This is a genomic window from Marinobacterium alkalitolerans (assembly GCF_017776525.1).
Taxonomy (GTDB): Bacteria; Pseudomonadota; Gammaproteobacteria; order Pseudomonadales; family Balneatricaceae; genus Marinobacterium; species Marinobacterium alkalitolerans.
Genome location: NZ_JACVEW010000009.1, coordinates 25774 through 44986, shown reverse-complemented (window position 1 = coordinate 44986; position 19213 = coordinate 25774). Strand labels below are relative to the sequence as shown.

14 protein-coding genes are annotated in these 19213 nt (G+C 58.0%); 13 read left to right on the top strand and 1 reads right to left on the bottom strand.

Annotation, left to right across the window (positions count from 1 at the left end; translation table 11 throughout):
* The 5 genes from H9C73_RS07315 to H9C73_RS07295 all read left to right on the top strand — a co-directional run bounded on the left by H9C73_RS07315 (nt 1) and on the right by H9C73_RS07295 (nt 6926).
* Nucleotides 1-1467, top strand: a complete 1467-nt coding sequence (locus tag H9C73_RS07315) for a sigma-54 dependent transcriptional regulator (protein WP_209287160.1) — start codon at nt 1-3, stop codon at nt 1465-1467.
* Nucleotides 1464-2552 (top strand): sensor histidine kinase, encoded by a 1089-nt coding sequence (locus H9C73_RS07310; RefSeq protein ID WP_209287159.1) that lies wholly within the window; start codon nt 1464-1466, stop codon nt 2550-2552. Before H9C73_RS07315 ends, H9C73_RS07310 begins: the two co-directional genes overlap by 4 nt.
* Entirely contained in the window at nt 2549-3928 is a 1380-nt protein-coding gene (locus H9C73_RS07305; RefSeq protein ID WP_209287158.1) for a sigma-54-dependent transcriptional regulator, read from the top strand. Before H9C73_RS07310 ends, H9C73_RS07305 begins: the two co-directional genes overlap by 4 nt.
* A 185-nt stretch (nt 3929-4113) precedes the next feature.
* On the top strand, nt 4114-6069 hold the full coding sequence (gene acs / locus H9C73_RS07300; RefSeq protein ID WP_209287157.1) for an acetate--CoA ligase: 1956 nt from the start codon (nt 4114-4116) through the stop codon (nt 6067-6069).
* 194 nt (nt 6070-6263) lie between these two features.
* Nucleotides 6264-6926: a response regulator transcription factor gene (locus H9C73_RS07295; protein ID WP_209287156.1), complete on the top strand. Its 663-nt coding sequence runs from the start codon at nt 6264-6266 to the stop codon at nt 6924-6926.
* 136 nt (nt 6927-7062) lie between these two features.
* On the opposite strand, the gene H9C73_RS07290 is transcribed toward H9C73_RS07295, so the two are convergent.
* A complete protein-coding gene (locus H9C73_RS07290; RefSeq protein ID WP_209287155.1) occupies nt 7063-11016 on the bottom strand; it encodes a hybrid sensor histidine kinase/response regulator in 3954 nt (1317 codons plus the stop codon).
* A gap of 312 nt (nt 11017-11328) precedes the next feature.
* Between H9C73_RS07290 and H9C73_RS07285 the strand changes: the two genes are divergently transcribed.
* From H9C73_RS07285 to fliE, 8 genes are all read left to right on the top strand, one after another.
* Nucleotides 11329-11589, top strand: coding sequence for a DUF4212 domain-containing protein (locus H9C73_RS07285; protein ID WP_209287154.1), 261 nt, complete (start codon nt 11329-11331; stop codon nt 11587-11589).
* Between the two features lie 4 nt (nt 11590-11593).
* Nucleotides 11594-13348 (top strand): sodium:solute symporter family protein, encoded by a 1755-nt coding sequence (locus H9C73_RS07280; protein WP_209287153.1) that lies wholly within the window; start codon nt 11594-11596, stop codon nt 13346-13348.
* Nucleotides 13349-13441: 93 nt separating this feature from the next.
* Nucleotides 13442-13948: a hypothetical protein gene (locus H9C73_RS07275; protein WP_209287152.1), complete on the top strand. Its 507-nt coding sequence runs from the start codon at nt 13442-13444 to the stop codon at nt 13946-13948.
* 116 nt (nt 13949-14064) lie between these two features.
* Nucleotides 14065-14325, top strand: a complete 261-nt coding sequence (locus H9C73_RS07270) for a DUF4212 domain-containing protein (RefSeq protein WP_209287151.1) — start codon at nt 14065-14067, stop codon at nt 14323-14325.
* 27 nt (nt 14326-14352) lie between these two features.
* Nucleotides 14353-16125 (top strand): sodium:solute symporter family protein, encoded by a 1773-nt coding sequence (locus tag H9C73_RS07265; RefSeq protein ID WP_209287150.1) that lies wholly within the window; start codon nt 14353-14355, stop codon nt 16123-16125.
* Nucleotides 16126-16197: 72 nt separating this feature from the next.
* Nucleotides 16198-18030, top strand: a complete 1833-nt coding sequence (locus tag H9C73_RS07260; protein WP_209287149.1) for a putative nucleotidyltransferase substrate binding domain-containing protein — start codon at nt 16198-16200, stop codon at nt 18028-18030.
* 5 nt (nt 18031-18035) lie between these two features.
* Complete coding sequence (locus H9C73_RS07255; protein WP_209287148.1) at nt 18036-18665, top strand: 3'-5' exonuclease; 630 nt, start codon at nt 18036-18038, stop codon at nt 18663-18665.
* A 181-nt stretch (nt 18666-18846) separates the two neighbouring features.
* A complete protein-coding gene (gene fliE / locus H9C73_RS07250; RefSeq protein WP_209287147.1) occupies nt 18847-19203 on the top strand; it encodes a flagellar hook-basal body complex protein FliE in 357 nt (118 codons plus the stop codon).
* Nucleotides 19204-19213: the final 10 nt, after the last annotated feature.

The following is a 19213-nucleotide window of genomic DNA, read 5'->3' as shown; positions in this document are numbered from 1 at the left end:
ATGCAAGGACAGAGCCCGTCCCGTGTTTCCGACATACTGATACTGGATGATGACGCCAAACGGCGTGACAGCCTTTGTGCAGTGTTTGAACTGCTTGGGCATCAGTGTCATGTTTTTGACTTCGTGACCTGGTTGCAGCAGGGTAAAACGATACCGCTGGATGCCGTGTCCTTGGTGTTGATCGGCGAGAGCACCTTGCCGATTGCACTCAGCAAGCTGATCACGGATCTGGATCCTTCGCACCGAATCCCCAAATTGCTGTCATGCGAGTGGCCGGAGCTGGAACGCTCCGACTTTGCGCGCTATCGAATCCTGGGGGTTCTGACCCCGCCTTACCGTTATCCACAGGTGATGGACTGGCTGCATCAGTGCTCTGTCCTCAATGAACAGGGAGCTGACACCTGGCAGGACCTGCCCGAAATGCCCGGCTTTGTGGGTCAAAGTCGCCCGGTGCGTGAAATTCGTCAGCTCATCGCCCAGGTTGCGCCACGTGATATCAGTGTGTTGATTACCGGGGAGTCGGGTACCGGCAAGGAGGTTGTGGCGCGCTGTCTGCACGAGCATTCCAGTCGCCGAGAAGGGCCTTTTGTACCGGTGAACTGTGGTGCCATTCCGTCCGAGTTGCTGGAAAGTGAACTGTTTGGCCATGAGAAGGGGGCCTTTACCGGCGCAATTTCCAGTCGACCGGGACGTTTTGAACTGGCCAATGGCGGCACGCTGTTTCTGGACGAGATTGGTGACATGCCGCTGCCGATGCAGGTCAAGCTGTTGCGCGTGTTGCAGGAGAAACAGTTCGAGCGCGTCGGGGGCAGTAAAACGCTGGATGTCGATGTTCGCATTATCGCCGCGACCCACAAAAACCTGGAGCTGATGATTCAGGACGGTCACTTCCGCGAAGATCTCTATTACCGCCTCAATGTCTTTCCCATCGAAATGCCGGCCTTGCGTGAACGGTTGGAAGACTTGCCGTTACTGATCCACAATTTGTGTGAACAGGTCGACGATGATGAAGCCGGGCGTTTGCATTTCCATCCGGCAGCACTGGAGTCACTCAAGCGTCACCCCTGGCCGGGTAACGTGCGTGAGCTGGCCAACCTGGTGGAACGCCTGAGCATCATCCATCCCGGTGGCGTGATCGGCGTCAGTGAGTTGCCGTCAAAGTTTCGACACTTGCCGGAGCCCAACCCGGACCATTATGAATCCGTGGCGGAGCCCCAGCCGGAAGAGGAGCCGGCGCCGATGGATATATTGCGGGCGGTCACGCAGGCGCCCTCGGCTCCTCTGCAAACCGATTTGCCGGCGGAAGGGCTCGACCTGAAAGCCTGGCTGGAAGAGCATGAGCAGCAGCTGATTCGTCAGGCACTTGAAGCGGCCAATCAGGTGGTGTCGCGGGCGGCACGGCTGTTACAGATCCGCCGCACGACACTGGTCGAGAAAATGCGCAAATACGGAATTGAACGTCAGTGACGGAGACAACCGACTCACACACGGAGATTGCGCGGCTGGAAGCCCGTATCGCGGAGCTGGAACAGCAGAATGCTCGGCTGGCGCATGATAATGCCAGCCTGCAGCGGCTGAGACGGCTCGTCAATCGCATGCCCGGTGGTGTGCTGGTCATCGGACAAAACGGGCGTGTTACTGAATATAACCCGGCTGCAGAGGCCCTGCTGGGGGTTGAGCTACAGGACACAACCTGGCTGGAAGTGATTAACGCCTGCTTTGCGCCACGGCCTGACGATGGGCACGAGGTGTCACTTAAAAACGGGCGCCGTGTCAGTCTATCGACCCAGTCACTGGAAGGCGAACCGGGACAGCTGGTATTCCTCACCGATCAGACCCACACGCGTACCCTGCAGGAGCAACTGCACCACTACCAGCGTCTGTCCGAGATGGGCCGCATGATGGCGTCTTTGGCGCATCAGGTGCGCACACCACTGTCAGCCGCTCTCCTGTACGCCAGCCATCTGATGGCGCCAGAGCTGGACGATGAAAAGCGGATCCGCTTTGCCGGCAAGGTGAAGTCCAGGCTTACGCACCTGGAGCAGCAGGTGCGAGACATGCTTATTTTCGCGCGTGGCGAAACCAGACTGGAAGATCGCGTGGACGGCCGCACGCTGATGGCGCGGCTTGAAGATCTGCTGGACCAGCCGCTGACACAATATGATGCCGACTGCGACTGTATCAACGACGCGCCCGATGCGCGCATTCAATGTAACCTCGAAGCGTTGCTCGGCGCAGTACTGAGTCTGGTGAACAATGCGCTGCAGGCCTGTGGCGAGGGAAGCGAGCTCAAGCTTCACTTGAGCGAGCAGGCCGGCCAGCTGCAAATTGATGTGATCGATTCGGGCCCGGGCATGGATGCGGAAACGCTCCAGCGCGCGCAGGAGCCGTTTTATACCACCCGGTCGCATGGAACCGGGCTGGGGCTGGCAATCGCTCAGGTGATGGCGCGAGCACATCATGGCGAATTTGAACTGACATCGAGCCCGGGGCAAGGCACCCGGGCACGTTTCCGATTACCCTTGCTGAAAACTGACGAAGGAGTCTCATGAGCGCGACCGTACTGATCGTTGAAGACGATGTGGATTTGCGAGAAGCGATCGCCGACACCCTTGATCTGGCGGGCATTCGCTACGTGGAAGCCGGCAGCGGGGAAGAGGCACTGGAGCGCCTGCAGGGGCATGCCGTGGATATGGTGGTGTCGGACGTCAATATGCCGGGCATGGATGGCCATGAGCTGTTGGCACATCTGCGTCAGCACCACCCGGCGCTGCCGGTCGCGCTCATTACGGCCTATGGTCAGGTCAGCAAGGCGGTCGATGCGATTCGCAACGGAGCAGTCGATTACCTGATGAAGCCGTTTGAACCGGATCAGCTGATTGCGTTGATCCGCAACCATGCCCAGGGCGTGGTGACTCAGGACGAAGCGGCTCCGGTGGCCGAAGCCCCCGGCAGCCGGCAGCTGCTGCAGCTTGCCCAGCGTGTAGCGGTGACCGACTCCACCGTTTTGATTACCGGTGAATCGGGCACCGGCAAGGAAGTACTGGCCCGGTTTATCCACAGCCATTCCGCGCGCAAGGGCCAGCCGTTTATTGCCATCAACTGCGCCGCTATCCCCGAGAGCATGCTGGAAGCCACCCTGTTCGGGCATGAGAAAGGGGCCTTCACCGGTGCTGTCAGCAGTCAGCCCGGCAAGTTCGAACAGGCCAATGGCGGCACTCTGCTGCTGGATGAGATCAGTGAGATGGATCTGGGGCTTCAGGCCAAGCTGCTGCGCGTGCTGCAGGAGCAGGAAGTGGAGCGCATTGGCGGCCGCAAGGTCATTCCGCTGGATGTGCGTGTGCTGGCGACCAGCAACCGCCGGTTGGAAGACTATGTGGCCGAAGGCAAGTTTCGTGAAGACCTGTATTACCGCCTGAACGTGTTTCCGTTGCAGTGGCAGCCCCTGCGCGAGCGTCGGGAAGATATCGAACCGCTGGCACAGCGTCTGCTGGCGCACCACTGCCGTAAAATGAAACGGGCCGGCGTTCGGCTCGACCCCCAGGCCGCTGCCAGCCTGCAGGCGTATGACTGGCCGGGCAACGTGCGTGAGCTGGATAACGTCATGCAGCGTGCGCTGATCATGCAGACCGGCCAGATGATTCGGGCAGAGGATCTGCATCTGAGCAGCCAGGCGATCCCTCTTTCGGGGGCCGAGATGGCGCCGCCCGCGCCGGCAGCGCCCGAGGAGGCCGAGCCCGACGGACTGTTGGGCAACGACCTCAAGCAGCACGAATACCAGCTGATTGTGGAAGCCTTGCGCGCCACCAACGGCAGCCGTAAGGATGCAGCCGAGAAGCTGGGGATCAGCCCCAGGACACTAAGGTATAAGCTGGCTCGCATGCGTGAAGAGGGAATTGATCTGGAGTCAATGCTCTCAGGTAAGTAAGTATTCGCATACTCCCTGCTCTAAGACTTTTGTTGCTGTTCGAGTAGACCAATGTCTAATTCAGGGGGACGGAGACGCTTCGGTATAACCTTCCCTAGTCAACTCGCATGCGCCGACAATAGCGACTATAACCAAGAGCGGCGTGACCAAGTTATAACAACAATTCGCAAGTTAAGGGCATCACGATGAGTGAAGAAAAAGTCTATCCGGTCGATCCGGCTTTCGCTGCCAAGGCGCATATCGACAGTGACACCTATCAGGCCATGTACGAGCAGTCCGTCAACGACCCCGAAGCCTTCTGGGGTGAGCAGGGCAAGCGCCTGGAATGGTTCAAGCCGTACACCAAGGTCAAGAACACCTCATTTGACCCGCATAACGTCGACATCAAGTGGTTTGAAGACGGTGAGCTGAACGCCTCCTACAACTGTCTGGACCGTCATCTGGAAACCCGCGGTGATCAGGTAGCCATCATCTGGGAAGGCGATGATCCGAGCGAAGATGAGAAAATCACCTACCGTGACCTGCATGCGCGTGTCTGTCGTTTTGCCAACGCACTGAAAGACAAGGGCGTTCAGAAGGGCGACGTGGTCACCCTCTACCTGCCGATGATTCCTGAAGCCGCCGTGGCCATGCTGGCCTGTGCGCGCATCGGTGCGGTTCACTCGATCGTATTCGGCGGCTTCTCGCCGGAAGCACTGGCAGCCCGTATCGAAGGCGCCAACTCCAAGGTTGTGATCACCTCCAACTACTCGCTGCGCGGTGGCAAGGTTGTGCCGCTGAAGGACAATGTCGACAAGGCGCTGGATAACCACGACGCCGGCAAACTGGTCGAAAACGTGTTTGTCGTCAAACGTGTCGAAAAAGACGTGGCCTGGAACGACAGCCGTGACGTCTGGTACGAAGAAGCGGTTGCTGCAGCGTCCGACGACTGCCCGGCCGAGCCGATGAACGCGGAAGCGCCGCTGTTCATCCTCTATACGTCCGGTTCTACCGGTGCACCGAAAGGCCTCAAGCATACCACCGGCGGTTACATGGTGTACGCCGCCATGACGCACCAGTATGTATTCGACTATCACGAAGGCGACATCTACTGGTGCACGGCTGACGTGGGCTGGGTAACCGGTCACAGCTATATCGTGTACGGACCGCTGGCCAACGGCGCGACCACGCTGATGTTTGAAGGTGTGCCGAGCTACCCGGACAACAGCCGCTTCGGTCGCGTGATCGAGAAGCACAAGGTCAACCAGTTCTACACCGCACCGACGGCCATCCGTGCACTGATGCAGCAGGGTGAAGACGTGATGGGCGATTCCGACCTGTCCAGCCTGAAGCTGCTGGGCTCTGTGGGCGAGCCGATCAACCCGGAAGCCTGGGAGTGGTACCACCGCATCATCGGCAAGGGTAACTGCCCGATCGTGGATACCTGGTGGCAGACCGAAACCGGCGGCATCATGATTGTGCCGCTGCCGGGTGCGACTGACGCCAAGCCGGGTTCTGCAAGCCGTCCGTTCTTCGGTGTACAGCCTGCATTGCTGGACAACGAAGGCAACGAGCTGGAAGGTGCCGCCGAAGGCAACCTGGTGATCAAGGACTCCTGGCCCGGCCAGAGCCGCTCCATCTGGGGTGACCATGATCGCTTCACTCAGACCTACTTCTCCAGCTTCAAGGGCGTTTACACCACCGGTGACGGTGCTCGCCGTGATGAAGATGGCTACTACTGGATCACAGGCCGTGTGGATGACGTCATCAACGTATCCGGTCACCGCATGGGTACCGCTGAAGTGGAATCCGCACTGGTTGCGCACCCGGCTGTGGCAGAAGCGGCGGTCGTCGGTTACCCGCACGACCTGAAAGGTCAGGGCATCTACGTGTACGTGACCCTGCAGAGCGGCTATGAGCAGTCTGATGAGCTGATGAAAGAGCTGCGCAACTGGGTTCGCTCCGAGATCGGCCCGATCGCGTCTCCGGACCTGATCCAGTTCGCCCCGGGCATGCCGAAAACCCGTTCCGGCAAGATCATGCGCCGTATCCTGCGCAAGATCGCGGAAGACGATTACGGTTCGCTGGGTGACACTTCTACCCTGGCCGATCCGACCGTTGTGGATGATCTGATCGAGAACCGCATGAACCGCAAGGGCTAAGATGTAAGTCCTGAGCGAAAGGAAACGCCCGCTGCCTGCAGCGGGCGTTTTTGTTTGTGTCCAATATCACCGACAAAGGTCGCAGTATGCGGCGCGATGGTTTGATAAGTGGTATCATGCTGTCCCGGAAAAGGCCGGCTCCGTTTGGCGGGGCGGTGGCGCTCTCCATTTCAAAGTACCTGGGAGAATGATGCATGCAACTGGCACACAAGATCATAATCGCTGATGACCATCCTCTTTTCCGCGCGGCGCTGCGTCAGGCCGTTACTCAGGCGGTCCCGGGTATCGATATCGTTGAAGCCGATACCCTGGCCGGAGTGCAGGAAGCGGTCGAGCAGCATGCTGATGCCGATCTGGTGTTGCTGGACATTCACATGCCGGGCACGCACGGTTTCTCCGGCCTGGTCTTCCTGCGAGGTCAGCACCCCGGTGTACCGGTGGTGGTGGTATCGGGCAGTGAAGAGCCGCATGTGATGAAGCGCGCCATCGACTATGGTGCCTCAGGCTTTATTCCCAAATCGGCTCCGCTGGAGACCATCTCTGAAGCGATCACAGCGGTACTGGAAGGCGAAGAATGGCTGCCTCAGGAGCTGACCGACAACATGGATGATGTCAGTGAAGAGGATCAGAAGTTTGCCGCAGCACTGGCATCACTGACCCCACAGCAGTTCCGTGTTCTGACCATGCTGACCGAAGGTCTGTTAAACAAGCAGATCGCCTATGAACTCAGCGTGTCTGAAGCCACCATCAAGGCCCATGTCACCGCCATTCTGCGCAAGCTGGGCGTACACAGCCGTACTCAGGCGGTGATCGCCGCACAGCGGCTGGGTGTCGAGCCTCCCAAAACTGAAGTCTGAAACGACTCTTCGGCTGCAGAGCAGCCTCCCGCAATACTCTGAAGTAACGATCAAGGCGCTTGCCACAGGCTTGTGAGAGGCCAGTGGCAAGCTTGCTGTGGGCGTGCATTCCGTGCGCGAGAGCGAGCTTCTACGCCTACTCCCGCCCGGCTTTCAGGTTGGCCATGATCTTGTTGATCATGGCTCTGAGAGCGGCAGGCTTGACCGGCTTGGTCAGCAGCTGAGCACCGGCGGCGTTGATCTCATCCCGAACCTCATCGGTGCGGTCGGCGGTAATGACAATGGCAGGGCTGAAGTACTCACCGGCCGCTTCACCTTCTTGCAGTGTGGCCAGCGCCTTGAGGGCCATGATTCCGGTATCGGTTTCGCCCAGATGGTAATCCGCCAGCACGATGTCCGGCACCCAGCCTTCAGTGGCAAGCGTGTCCAGTGCTTCGTCTGCTGACAGTGCGACCGCGACTTCACATGACCAGCCCTTCAACAATGCGCTCATGCCCTCAAGAATCTTCGGTTCGTTGTCGATCACCAGCACGCGTACGCCGTTGAGGCCCTTGCTGCGAATCCAGCCTCGTTTCTCGGGGCGTGATTTCTGGGCCAGGGCCGGGTCACCCAGTGGCAGGGTAATGCTGAACACCGTGCCGCGCCCGGGCCAGGAGCGCACATTCAGCTGGTGTCCCAGCATGCGGGCGATACGGTCGGTAATGGCAAGCCCGAGCCCAAGGCCTTTCACCTGACTGTGCTTGGGGTTGTCGATCCGTTTGAACTCTTCAAACACCTCACGCAGCTTGTCCTCGGGGATACCCACACCGGTGTCCCAGACCTCCAGCCTCAGCTGGCGACCGACGCGGCGGGCACCGAGCAGCACCCGGCCCTTGTCGGTGTAACGCATGGCGTTGGAAAGGAAGTTCTGCATGATACGGCGCAGCAGCTGCTGATCCGAGTGCACCACCTGCTTGCAGCTGACCGTATCAAACCCGAGCCCCTTTTCCTGCGCCAAGGCACTGAACTCCGTATTCAGGGCCTGGAACAGTCCTTCCAGTGAGAAGTGTGTCAGCGCAGGTTCGAGTGCACCGGCATCCAGTTTGGAGATATCCAGAATCGCGGTGATCAGCTCCTCGGCAGCCTTGAGAGAGCCATCCAGGTTCTCCACCAGCTGGCGGGTTTCGACGCCATGGCTCTGCTGGGCCAGCGCGGAGGTGAACAGGCGCGCGGCATTCAGCGGCTGCAGCAGGTCGTGGCTGGCTGCGGCCAGGAAGCGGGTCTTGCCAAAGTTGGCGGCCTCGGCATCAGACTTGGCCTGGCGCAGCTCATCCTCCATCAGGGCGCGGATGGTGTTCTCCTTGCGCAGCTCCTTGTTCACGACGGAGAGGGCGTGGGTACGCTCACGGACACGCTGTTCCAGGTTTTCGTTGGTTTCCTGCAGCGCCTGCTCCGCCTTGCGGCGCTCGGTGATGTCCTGGTAGAGCGTGAAGTAACCCAGCACATCGCCGTATTCGCCAATATGGGGGATATAGGTGACTTCGGCATAGCGCAGGCTGCCGTCACGGGTGGGCAGCCGCGTTTCAAAGCGCTGGCGCTCACCGCGCAGTACACCGTCAATATATTGACGACGGTGCAGATACTCTTCTTCCGGCAGGGCTTCCAGCGCCGAGACACCGGCAATGTTGTGCCGGTCAAGACCGAAGGCATCGGCATAGGCCTTGTTGATAAACAGGAAGCGCTTGTCCGGATCAAGGTAGCCGATCAGCACGGGCACATTGTCAGTATAGATGCGGATATTGTGTTCGCTCTCACGCAGCGCTTCTTCGATCCGCTTGTGCTCGGTGATATCCATGTAGGTGTTGACGTAGCCGCCGTTGGGCATGGGGTTGCCACGGACTTCAAGCACCGTGCCGTCGGGGCGGAAACGCTCGTAGGAGTGCGGTGCGCCGGAACTGATGGTGTCCAGTCGCATGCGCACCTGCTGCTCCACATCCCCCAGGCCGTACTCACCCTTGATCGCGTTATAGCGGAACACCTCCTCGATCGGGCGACCAACACAGATCAGGCCTTCCGGGTAGTTGAACATTTCGACATAACGCTGGTTCCAGGCCACCAGACGCATCTGCTGGTCGACCACGCTGATCCCCAGACTGATGTTTTCAATCGTGGACTGGAGCAGGGAGCGGTTGAAACGCAGGGCCTGTGACGCCTCGTCCACAATAGTCACCACATCGCCGATCTCCATCTCCTTGCCCCTGAGGGTGGAGTCCATCACGATGCGGGCAGACGAGGCACCAATGGCACCGGCCAGCAGGCGTTCGGTGTACTGGATCAACTCCGGCGTCGCTTTTTCCGCCGCCATGGGCGGGCCTTCGCCGCGGTGCTGACCAAAGGTGGCGAAGGCCTGACGGGTGCGGCTCATGCCGAGGAAGCGCTCACTCAGCATTTGCAGATCACCCACCGTAACCTGTCCCAGGTGGCGCGAGGGGTCGGTAATGCCCTTGGCCGCGATGTTGACAAACGCACTGGCCTGAATGCGATCCACCAGGCGGGCATTGGCCATCCGGGAGACGAGAATAAACAGCAGGCAGTTGACGCCCAGACTCCAGACAACTCCGTGCGTGAGCGGGTCCATGCCTTCCATGCCCAGCAGGCTGGTAGGGCTGAGCCAGCCGTCGGTGCCGCTCAGCTGAGGCAGCCACTCAATGGGGATCAGGCGGGCCGAGTTGAGCGTGGGCAGTACCAAGGTGTAGAGCCACAGCAGGAAGCCGGCACTGAGCCCGGCCAGCACGCCGTGACGGGTGCCGCCTTTCCAGTAGATGCCACCCAGAATGGCCGGCAGAAACTGGATTGCGGCCACGAAGGCCAGCAGGCCGAAAGAGGCCAGAGGCCCCTGTTCACCGAGAATGCGGTAGTAGAAATAGCCCATCAGCAGCAGGCAGATGATGGTGATGCGACGTACCCGCAGCAGCAGTGCACCCAGATCTTTGGAGCGGGACAGGTGCAGCCAGGAGATACGGAACAGGAGCGGCATGATGATGTCGTTGCATACCATGGTGGCCAGCGTGATGCTGGCCACGATTACCATGCTGGTCGCCGCCGAAAGGCCACCGATAAAGGCCAGTGTGGCCAGGTTTTCCGACCCTGTTGCCAGTGGCAACATGAGAACGTAGGTGTCGGCATCCACCCCGGTATTGCTGAAGTAGTTGATACCGCCTGTTGCGATCGGCAGTACAAACAGGGCCATCAAAAGCAGATAGGTGGGAAACAGCCAGCGGGCGACAAACAGGTTCCGCTGGCGGGTATTTTCCACAATGCTGACGTGGAACTGGCGAGGCAGGCAGATGGCTGCGGCACAGGCGAGCACGATTTCGGTCAGAAAGCCCCCGCTCAATGGAGCGTCGAAGTTCTCATTGTGCCTGAGCTGATCCTGTACACGTTCGATCACCTCGTCGACGCCATCAAACAGCCCGAACACCACGAACAGACCCACGCCGACAAAGGCGGTGAGTTTTACCAGTGATTCAAAGGCCACCGCCAGCACCAGCCCTTCGTGATGCTCGGTCGCATCGATATGACGAGTCCCGAACAGGATCGCAAACACCGCCATCAAAAGCGCCACGAACAGGGCGGTATCGCTGCCCTTGCTCATCGCCTCGGTCGCTCCGGGCGCCAGTGCGTTGTAACTGATCGCCACGGCCTTGAGCTGCAGTGCGATGTAGGGAATGGTGCCCATCACGGCGATCACCGTGACCAGCACCGCCAGGCTCTGGCTTTTGCCGTAGCGCGAGGAGATAAAGTCGGAAATGGTGGTAATGTTCTGTTGCTTGCTGACCAGAAAGATCTTTTCGATCACCCGGATCGCCAGCAGAAAGACGATCACCGGGCCCAGATAGGTCGCCAGAAATTCCCAGCCGGTGGAGGCGGCGCGACCCACGGCGCCGTAAAAGGTCCAGCTTGAGCAGTACACTGCCAGTGAGAGCGAGTACACCACCGGGTTTCCTGCCCACTGCTTGCCGGCACTGCTTTTGTCACCAAAATAGGCGATGGCAAACAGCAGGCCGAGGTATGCCAGTGAAATCAGGATGATGGACCAGCCGGATAACATGATGCGTCTCTCATACAGGGTCTTGGGGATGCTGACAGAGTGTACCCCTGTTCAGGGCATCAACCCAACCTGCAACTTTGGTCGAAAGCGGGCCTCGGGAGCGGTGAATCTTACTTGACTATTGTATTACATGAGCTGGGTCATGTTTTTGACGCTTGATCGTAACTTGCTGATTAATTTGGATTATTCTGGTTTTGGCGACTAAGCCCCATTGGCTGTTCTACTAAAGTCGGGGCTTTTCTTGCTTCACGTCTTTATGCAAGATCAAGGCGTATCTTCCCGGCTCCAATAACAAGAAAACGGAGAAACACCATGGCAGATGATAAATCCAAAGCTGCTCAATACTGGTCGACGAACCTTCGTCTGATCCTGGGTAGCCTGGTCGTCTGGGCCTTTGTGTCCTACGGCTGCGGCATCCTGTTCCGTCCCCTGCTGTCCGGCATCTCTGTCGGCGGTACTGACCTTGGGTTCTGGTTCGCTCAACAGGGCTCAATTCTGACCTTTATCGGGATCATCTTCTTCTATGCATGGCGTATGAACAAGCTCGATAAAGAGATGGGACTGGAGGAGTAATTCGATGGATCAGTTTTATATCAACCTGCTGTTCGTAGGGGCGTCCTTCGCACTCTACTTCGGCATTGCAATCTGGGCCCGTGCGGGTTCCACCAAAGAGTTCTACGTAGCAGGCGGGGGTGTACACCCGGTTGCTAACGGTATGGCAACGGCTGCTGACTGGATGTCTGCGGCTTCCTTCATTTCCATGGCGGGTCTGATTGCCGCCGGTGGTTATGCAAACTCTACCTTCCTGATGGGCTGGACCGGTGGTTACGTGCTGCTGGCGATGCTGCTGGCACCTTACCTGCGCAAGTTCGGCAAGTTCACCGTGCCTGACTTCATCGGTGACCGTTTCTACAGCAAGCCGGCACGTCTGGTCGCTGTAGCCTGTCTGATCGTTGCGTCTACTACCTACGTTATCGGCCAGATGGCGGGTGCCGGTATCGCCTTCTCCCGCTTCCTGGAAGTGGACAAGGACACCGGTCTGATCATCGCGTCCGTCGTTGTATTCTTCTATGCCGTACTGGGTGGCATGAAGGGTATCACCTACACTCAGGTGGCGCAGTACTGCGTACTGATCGTGGCGTACACTATTCCGGCCATCTTCATCTCTCTGGAGCTGACCGGTAACCCGATTCCGGCACTGGGCCTGTTCGGTGATCACACTGCTTCCGGCATGCCGCTGCTGGCCAAGCTGGACCAGGTGGTTCAGGAGCTGGGCTTTGCTGCCTACACGGCTGACGTGCCCAACAAGCTGAACATGGTACTATTCACTCTGACCCTGATGATCGGTACTGCGGGTCTGCCGCACGTTATCATCCGCTTCTTCACCGTACCGAAGGTAGCTGATGCGCGCTGGTCTGCCGGCTGGGCTCTGATCTTCATCGCGCTGCTGTACCTGACTGCTCCGGCGGTTGCGTCCATGGCTCGCATGAACCTGATCGACACCGTGTACCCGAACGGTACTGATGCACCGTCGATTCAGATTGATGAGCGTCCGGAGTGGATGAGAACCTGGGAAGAGACCCAGCTGATCACCATCGAAGACAAGAACAACGACGGCCGTATCCAGTTCTACAACGACAAGGCGGATATGTCTGACAAGGGCTGGGAAGGCAACGAGCTGACCTACAACCGCGACATTCTGGTACTGGCGAACCCTGAAATCGCACAGCTGCCGGGTTGGGTTATCGGTCTGATCGCTGCTGGTGGTCTGGCTGCAGCGCTGTCGACTGCGGCAGGTCTGTTGCTGGCGATCTCCTCTGCGGTAAGTCACGACTTGATCAAGAATGCGATCAATCCGGACATCAGTGAGAAAGGCGAGTTGATGGCGGCCCGAGCCTCCATGACTGTTGCCATCATCATTGCAACCTATCTGGGTATGAACCCGCCAGGCTTCGCGGCACAGGTGGTAGCACTGGCATTCGGTATCGCGGCAGCTTCCATCTTCCCGGTACTGATGATGGGTATCTTCTCCAAGCGCATCAACAACAAGGGTGCGGTTGCGGGCATGCTGTCCGGTCTGGTGATCACCCTCGTGTACATCTTCATGTACAAGGGCTGGTTCTTCATCCCGGGCACTGCAAACCTGCCTGACAATGTGGATAACTGGATCCTGGGTATCTCGCCGCTGTCCTTCGGTGCCATCGGTGCGATCATCAACTTCATCGTGGCCTTCGTAGTCTCCAATGCGACTGAAGAGCCGCCGGTTGAAATTCAGGAACTGGTTGAAAGCGTGCGTTACCCGAAAGGTGCTGGCGCTGCTCAGGACCACTAAGTCATAATGCATCAACAGACAGTTATCACTGTCGCATGTTGAACCTCCTCGGGCTTCCAACTGGAAGCCCGACTTTTTTCAGGAAGCAGAAGTATGGTCTGGAATCTGGTCGCTACTGTCTTTGCCGGACTCGGGGCTGCGGGGATCGCCATGATCCTGCGTACCCTGACGCGCAAGAAGTTGCCCAAGTGGATAGTGCCGGCTGCCGCCGGTTTGGGAATGCTGGGGTATTCGATCTACAACGAATACAACTGGTTTGAATTCAAAACGTCACAGCTGCCCGAGGGCTCCGTGGTGGTCTCGTCGGAAAAAAGCAGCATGATCTGGCGTCCCTGGACCTTTGCCTTCCCGATGACCGATACTTTCACCGTTCTGGACACCAACAGTCTGACGCACCAGGTGACGGAAGCCGGAACCCTGGCGCAGTTTGTGCTCTACAACTTTGAGCGCAGCTATACGGACCATGTCCAGCATTCCGCTCACTTGATGAACTGTGACAAAGGTGAAATGGTTCAGCTGGATGAGGCGCGCAATATGGTGCCGGGCAGCCTTGAACAGGTCGAGAAGAGTGCTCCCCTGATGGCGCGTGTTTGCCGCTGATTCACACCTGAAAATTCATGCTCAATGCTCCGACTAAAGTCGGGGCATATTTAGCCAGCCCTGTTTGTTAGATTCAAAGTGAATTTCACCGTGAATAACAAGAACAGGATGGTGTCATGTCTACTCAATCTGATCGCGCACGTGCCTATTGGCGCGAAAACCTGCGCATCATCTTCACCTACATGGTGGTCTGGTTCGTCGTCTCCTACGGTTGCGGCATCCTCTTCGTTGATGCACTGGACCAGATTCAGTTTTTTGGTTTTCCGCTTGGCTTCTGGTTTGCTCAGCAGGGCGCAATCTACGTCTTCATCGGCCTCATTTGGGCATATGTGTTCAGCATGAACCGCCTGGATGAAAAGTATGACGTCCATGAGTAACGATCACCAAGTCAAGGAAGCCGAGTGATGAGTCTTGATCTGCTGACCTACATGTTCATCGGTGGCTCTTTTGCCCTTTATATCGGCATTGCCATCTGGGCCCGAGCCGGGTCAACCAAGGAGTTCTACGTGGCAGGCGGCGGTGTGCCGCCAGTGGCCAACGGGATGGCAACCGCGGCAGACTGGATGTCGGCAGCCTCCTTTATCTCGCTGGCCGGTATCGTCTCCTTCATCGGTCGTGACGGGGCCGCCTACCTGATGGGCTGGACCGGTGGCTATGTGCTGCTGGCCATGCTGCTGGCCCCCTATCTGCGCAAATTCGGCAAGTTCACGGTGCCTGATTTTGTGGGTGATCGCTATTACTCCAGCACGGCCCGCACCATTGCGGTGATCTGTACCATCGTGATTTCGTTTACCTATGTGGCCGGCCAGATGCGTGGCGTCGGCATCGTGTTCTCTCGCTATCTGCACGTGGATATCAACACGGGCGTCATCGTGGGTATGGTGATCGTCTTCTTCTATGCCGTGCTGGGTGGCATGAAAGGCATTACCTACACTCAGGTAGCGCAGTATTGCGTACTGATCATGGCGTTCATGGTACCGGCATTCTTCCTCTCCATGCAGGTCACCGGGCACTTCCTGCCGCAAACCGGACTGGGAGCAACTCTGGATACCGGCAAGTCGGTGCTGGCGACGTTGAATGACCTGTCGGTTGAACTCGGATTTGATCAGTACACCCAGGGGAACAAGAGCACCATCGACATGTTCTTCATGACGGCCGCTCTCATGTGTGGCACCGCAGGCCTGCCGCATGTGATCGTGCGCTTTTTCACGGTGCCACGGGTCAAGGATGCGCGCATCTCGGCCGGCTGGGCGCTGATCTTCATTGCCATTCTCTACACCACCGTACCGGCGGTCGCCGGCTTCGGGCGCGTCAATCTGATTGAAACCATCAACGGACCGGATAATGCGGGGGTGGAATATACCCAGATGCCGTCCTGGTTCAAGAACTGGGAGTCTTCCGGTCTGATTGGCTGGGCTGACAAGAACGGTGATGGCAAGGTGCAGTATCTGGCCGGCAGTGCCTTTGAGGGCGGCAAGCCCGAGTTTCTGGATCAGCGGGGTGAATATGGACAGCGCCTGACCGGCAATGCCTCCGTCAGTGCCAACGAAGTCTACGTGGACCGTGACATCATGGTGCTGGCCAACCCGGAAATTGCCAACCTGCCTGACTGGGTCATTGCGCTGGTGGCGGCAGGTGCGGTGGCTGCTGCGCTCTCGACGGCAGCGGGTCTGCTGCTGGTGATCTCCACGTCGATATCACACGATCTGATGAAAAAAACCATCAACCCCAATATTACCGATCAGCAGGAGCTGACCTACGCCCGTCTGGCTGCGATTGTGGCGATTATCATTGCTGGCTACTTTGGCATTAACCCGCCCGGGTTTGTGGCTCAGGTGGTGGCGCTGGCGTTTGGTCTGGCCGCATCATCCGTGTTCCCGGCCATTATCCTGGGAATCTTCAGCACCCGCATGAACACCCAGGGGGCTGTCAGCGGGATGCTGGTGGGACTGAGTGTCACCATCGCCTACATCGTCTACTTCAAGTTCATGGGCGGTACGCCGGATCAGCTGCTGTTCGGTATTTCGCCGGAAGGTTTTGGTACGGTCGGCATGCTGCTGAATTTCACGGTGGCGCTGCTGGTGTCCGCGATGACGCCCGAGCCGCCGGCCGAGATCCAAACCATAATCGAGGATATTCGTATTCCGCGTGGTGCCGGTGAGGCACATACACACTGAGGCGTTATCCGGCCGGGAGGGCAAACCCTCTCGGCTTACCCCCTGACTCTGGTACGTGATGAGGAGAAGCGGATGCCTGATGCGTTCAATATGGACAACATACCATTCAGCCTGCTGAATGAAGAGGAGCGGAACCTGCTGGCCTCCCACCTGGATATTGGTTATTACCAAAAGGGTGAGAACGTCATCACGGCCGGGGAAAAGCCCGAAGGGCTGTTCATCATTCTCAAGGGCCGTGTGAGCGAGAGCGAAGCGGCAGACGAAGAGGATGAAAACGGCAGTCAGCATATCTTCGTGCACTACGAGGATGAGGACTACTTCGGTGGCTGGTCGGCGGTGCGCGGCTCGGCGATCCACAACTTCGTGGCGGAGGAGGAAACCATCTGCCACGTACTGCCCACTCGCACGCTACTGGATCTGATCGCCAGCAACCCCCAGTTTGCGGATTACTTCCAGCAGAACCTGGCCGTCAAGCGTGAAATCGTGGCTCAGCACGGCGGCACTCAGGACATGGCCGAGTTCATGCTGGCCAAGATTACCGATGCAACGGTCCGTGAGCCGCTGGTGGTCGAGCAGGGTACCAGTATCAAACAGGCCACGGAGTTGATGCGTCAGCGCAAGGCGGACTGTGTCCTCGCCCGCCGAGGTGGCCGTTACGGCATGGTGACCGGTACCGACCTGCTGGATGCGGTGGTGATTAACGAGAAGTCACTGGACACCGATATCATCGACATTGCCAGCTTCAGGCTGATTACCATTGACCACGAAGACTATCTGTTCAACGCGCTGGTCATGATGACCCAACAGCAGATCGAGCGTGTGGTGGTGATGGATGGCCAATCCATGGTGGGCGTGGTAGAGCTGACCGATGTGCTCAGCTACTTCTCCAGCCATTCCCATGTGATCGGTCTGCGTATTGAGCGTGCCGCTACCATCGACCAGTTGCGAGAAGCGGCTCAGGGGCTGAATGACCTGATCAAGGCCCTGATCTCAACCGGGGTCAAAATTCGCTTCACCATGGACCTGCTTGCCGCCATGAACGGCCGCATTATCTCCAAGCTGTTTGATCTGATCATTCCGGCCGACATGCAGCCACATGTCTGTCTGATCGTGATGGGTTCCGAAGGGCGTGGCGAACAGATCATGAAAACCGACCAGGACAACGCCCTGATCTACCGTGAAAATCTGGTCTGGCCGGAGATGCAGGAAACCATGAACCGGTTCAGCGAAAACCTGATCTCTTTTGGCTTCCCGCCCTGTCCGGGCAAGATCATGGTATCCAACCCCGAGTGGGTGAATTCGGTGGGTGACTGGACCCAGCACCTCAGCGACTGGGCCGATACCTGCGAAGGGAATGCGCAGATGAACCTGGCCATCGCCGTCGATGCCAAGCCTGTGGCCGGCAATGAAGCGCTGTTCAAGGTGGCGCGCAACTGGTTCCTGCGCCATCTGCGCAACAACGATGTGTTTTTCTCGCACTTCGCCCGTGCCGCCGTGGAGTTCGATACCCCGCTCACGTTCTTTGGCAACCTGAAAGACAAGGGACAGCTGGATATCAAGAAGGGGGGCATTTTCCCCATTGTTCACGGTGTCAGAACCATGGCGCTGGAACATCGCATTCTGAAAACCAACACCTTCCAGCGCATTGAAACACTGGTCGAGCAGGGCGTGATGCAGTCACAACATGGCAGTGACCTGACAGAAGCGCTGGCACTGTTCATACAGTTGCGTCTGCGTCAGCAGATCAAACGGGCAGAGGAGAGCCAGGAAGGGCAGGACCCCACTCCCAACCAGATCGACCTGCAGCAGTTGAACAAGCTTGAGCGAGAGCTGTTGCGTGATGCCCTGCACGTGGTGAAGGGCTTCAAGAAACACCTGGCCACCCGCTACCACCTTGGAGGCTGACACCGATGATCATACCGCGCACGATAAGGCGCTATAAGGAAAGGAGAGAACACCGTGAAGGCCCCTGGGCCGAGCTGTTTGAGCCCTACAAGGGTGATGAAGTGGTGTCACTGGACTGTGAAACCACCAGTCTGGACGTGAAAAAAGCCGAGATTCTGTCGATCGGTGCCGTCAAGATCAAGGGGCGCAAGGTGATCACCAGTGACCGGCTGGACATCAAGCTCAAGCCGCCCGCCAGCCTTAGTGGCGACTCGATCAAGATACACAAGCTGCGTGCGAGTGATCTGGCCGACGGTATCGAGCTGGAGGAGGCGCTGCCGAAAGTGCTGGAGTTTGTGGGCAACCGGCCAATCCTGGGGTACTACGTCAACTTTGACGTGCGCATGCTGGACAAGTTTCTGCGCCCGGAGTTTGGTTTCGGACTGCCCAACAAGGCGATCGAGCTGTCCCACGTTTACCACGACATCATCAAGTGGAAACATGTAGGCGGCGAGGTCGATCTGCGTTTCGATACCATCGCCGGCAAGCTGGATATCCCCATTCTTCAGCGGCATACTGCGCTGGGCGATGCCATTACCGTTGCGTTGATGTATGTGCGCCTGAAGTACGGTGAAACGCCCAGGAATATCTACTGAGCGGCAAAGTGTGTATCATGGGTGCAAGCGGGCCATCTGGCCCGTTTTTTGCTTCTATGCACTAGGCATGTTTTTTTATTGGCAAATCGTCAATGAATTGTCAGTTTGCGGGCCCGCCATCTTGATGAGGTCAGGGCAAGCTCTATAATGTCAAAATATTGCCGCACAGGAGAGGTATAGCATGGTCGAACGTGCTGATATCAACAGCTTGCTGTCGCAGATGCGGTCGATCCGCCAGGAGATGCATCAACAGGTGGCACCGGTTCAGGCCCCAACCCTGAACAACGAAGTCCACGGCATCAGCAAGACCGACAGCAGCGGTTTTGCCGACCTGTTGAAAAGTGCAGTGGATAAAGTGAATGAACACCAGTCAGAAGCGTCAAGGTTACGTACCGCCTACGAGCAGGGCGACCCGTCTGTCGATCTGCCGCAGGTGATGATTCAGGCTCAAAAGGCCTCGGTTTCTTTTCAGGCCATGACACAGGTGCGCAACCGTCTGGTCACGGCGTATGAAGATGTAATGAAAATGCCGATCTAATCTAAATCGG

What these genes read in the sequence shown, in the direction of transcription:
- H9C73_RS07315 (WP_209287160.1), top strand. Translation starts at nt 1, where the DNA reads ATGCAAGGACAGAGCCCGTCCCGTGTTTCCGACATACTGATACTGGAT.
- H9C73_RS07305 (WP_209287158.1), top strand. Translation starts at nt 2,549, where the DNA reads ATGAGCGCGACCGTACTGATCGTTGAAGACGATGTGGATTTGCGAGAA.
- acs (WP_209287157.1), top strand. Translation starts at nt 4,114, where the DNA reads ATGAGTGAAGAAAAAGTCTATCCGGTCGATCCGGCTTTCGCTGCCAAG.
- H9C73_RS07295 (WP_209287156.1), top strand. Translation starts at nt 6,264, where the DNA reads ATGCAACTGGCACACAAGATCATAATCGCTGATGACCATCCTCTTTTC.
- H9C73_RS07290 (WP_209287155.1), bottom strand. Translation starts at nt 11,016, where the DNA reads ATGTTATCCGGCTGGTCCATCATCCTGATTTCACTGGCATACCTCGGC.
- H9C73_RS07285 (WP_209287154.1), top strand. Translation starts at nt 11,329, where the DNA reads ATGGCAGATGATAAATCCAAAGCTGCTCAATACTGGTCGACGAACCTT.
- H9C73_RS07280 (WP_209287153.1), top strand. Translation starts at nt 11,594, where the DNA reads ATGGATCAGTTTTATATCAACCTGCTGTTCGTAGGGGCGTCCTTCGCA.
- H9C73_RS07275 (WP_209287152.1), top strand. Translation starts at nt 13,442, where the DNA reads ATGGTCTGGAATCTGGTCGCTACTGTCTTTGCCGGACTCGGGGCTGCG.
- H9C73_RS07270 (WP_209287151.1), top strand. Translation starts at nt 14,065, where the DNA reads ATGTCTACTCAATCTGATCGCGCACGTGCCTATTGGCGCGAAAACCTG.
- H9C73_RS07265 (WP_209287150.1), top strand. Translation starts at nt 14,353, where the DNA reads ATGAGTCTTGATCTGCTGACCTACATGTTCATCGGTGGCTCTTTTGCC.
- H9C73_RS07260 (WP_209287149.1), top strand. Translation starts at nt 16,198, where the DNA reads ATGCCTGATGCGTTCAATATGGACAACATACCATTCAGCCTGCTGAAT.
- H9C73_RS07255 (WP_209287148.1), top strand. Translation starts at nt 18,036, where the DNA reads ATGATCATACCGCGCACGATAAGGCGCTATAAGGAAAGGAGAGAACAC.
- fliE (WP_209287147.1), top strand. Translation starts at nt 18,847, where the DNA reads ATGGTCGAACGTGCTGATATCAACAGCTTGCTGTCGCAGATGCGGTCG.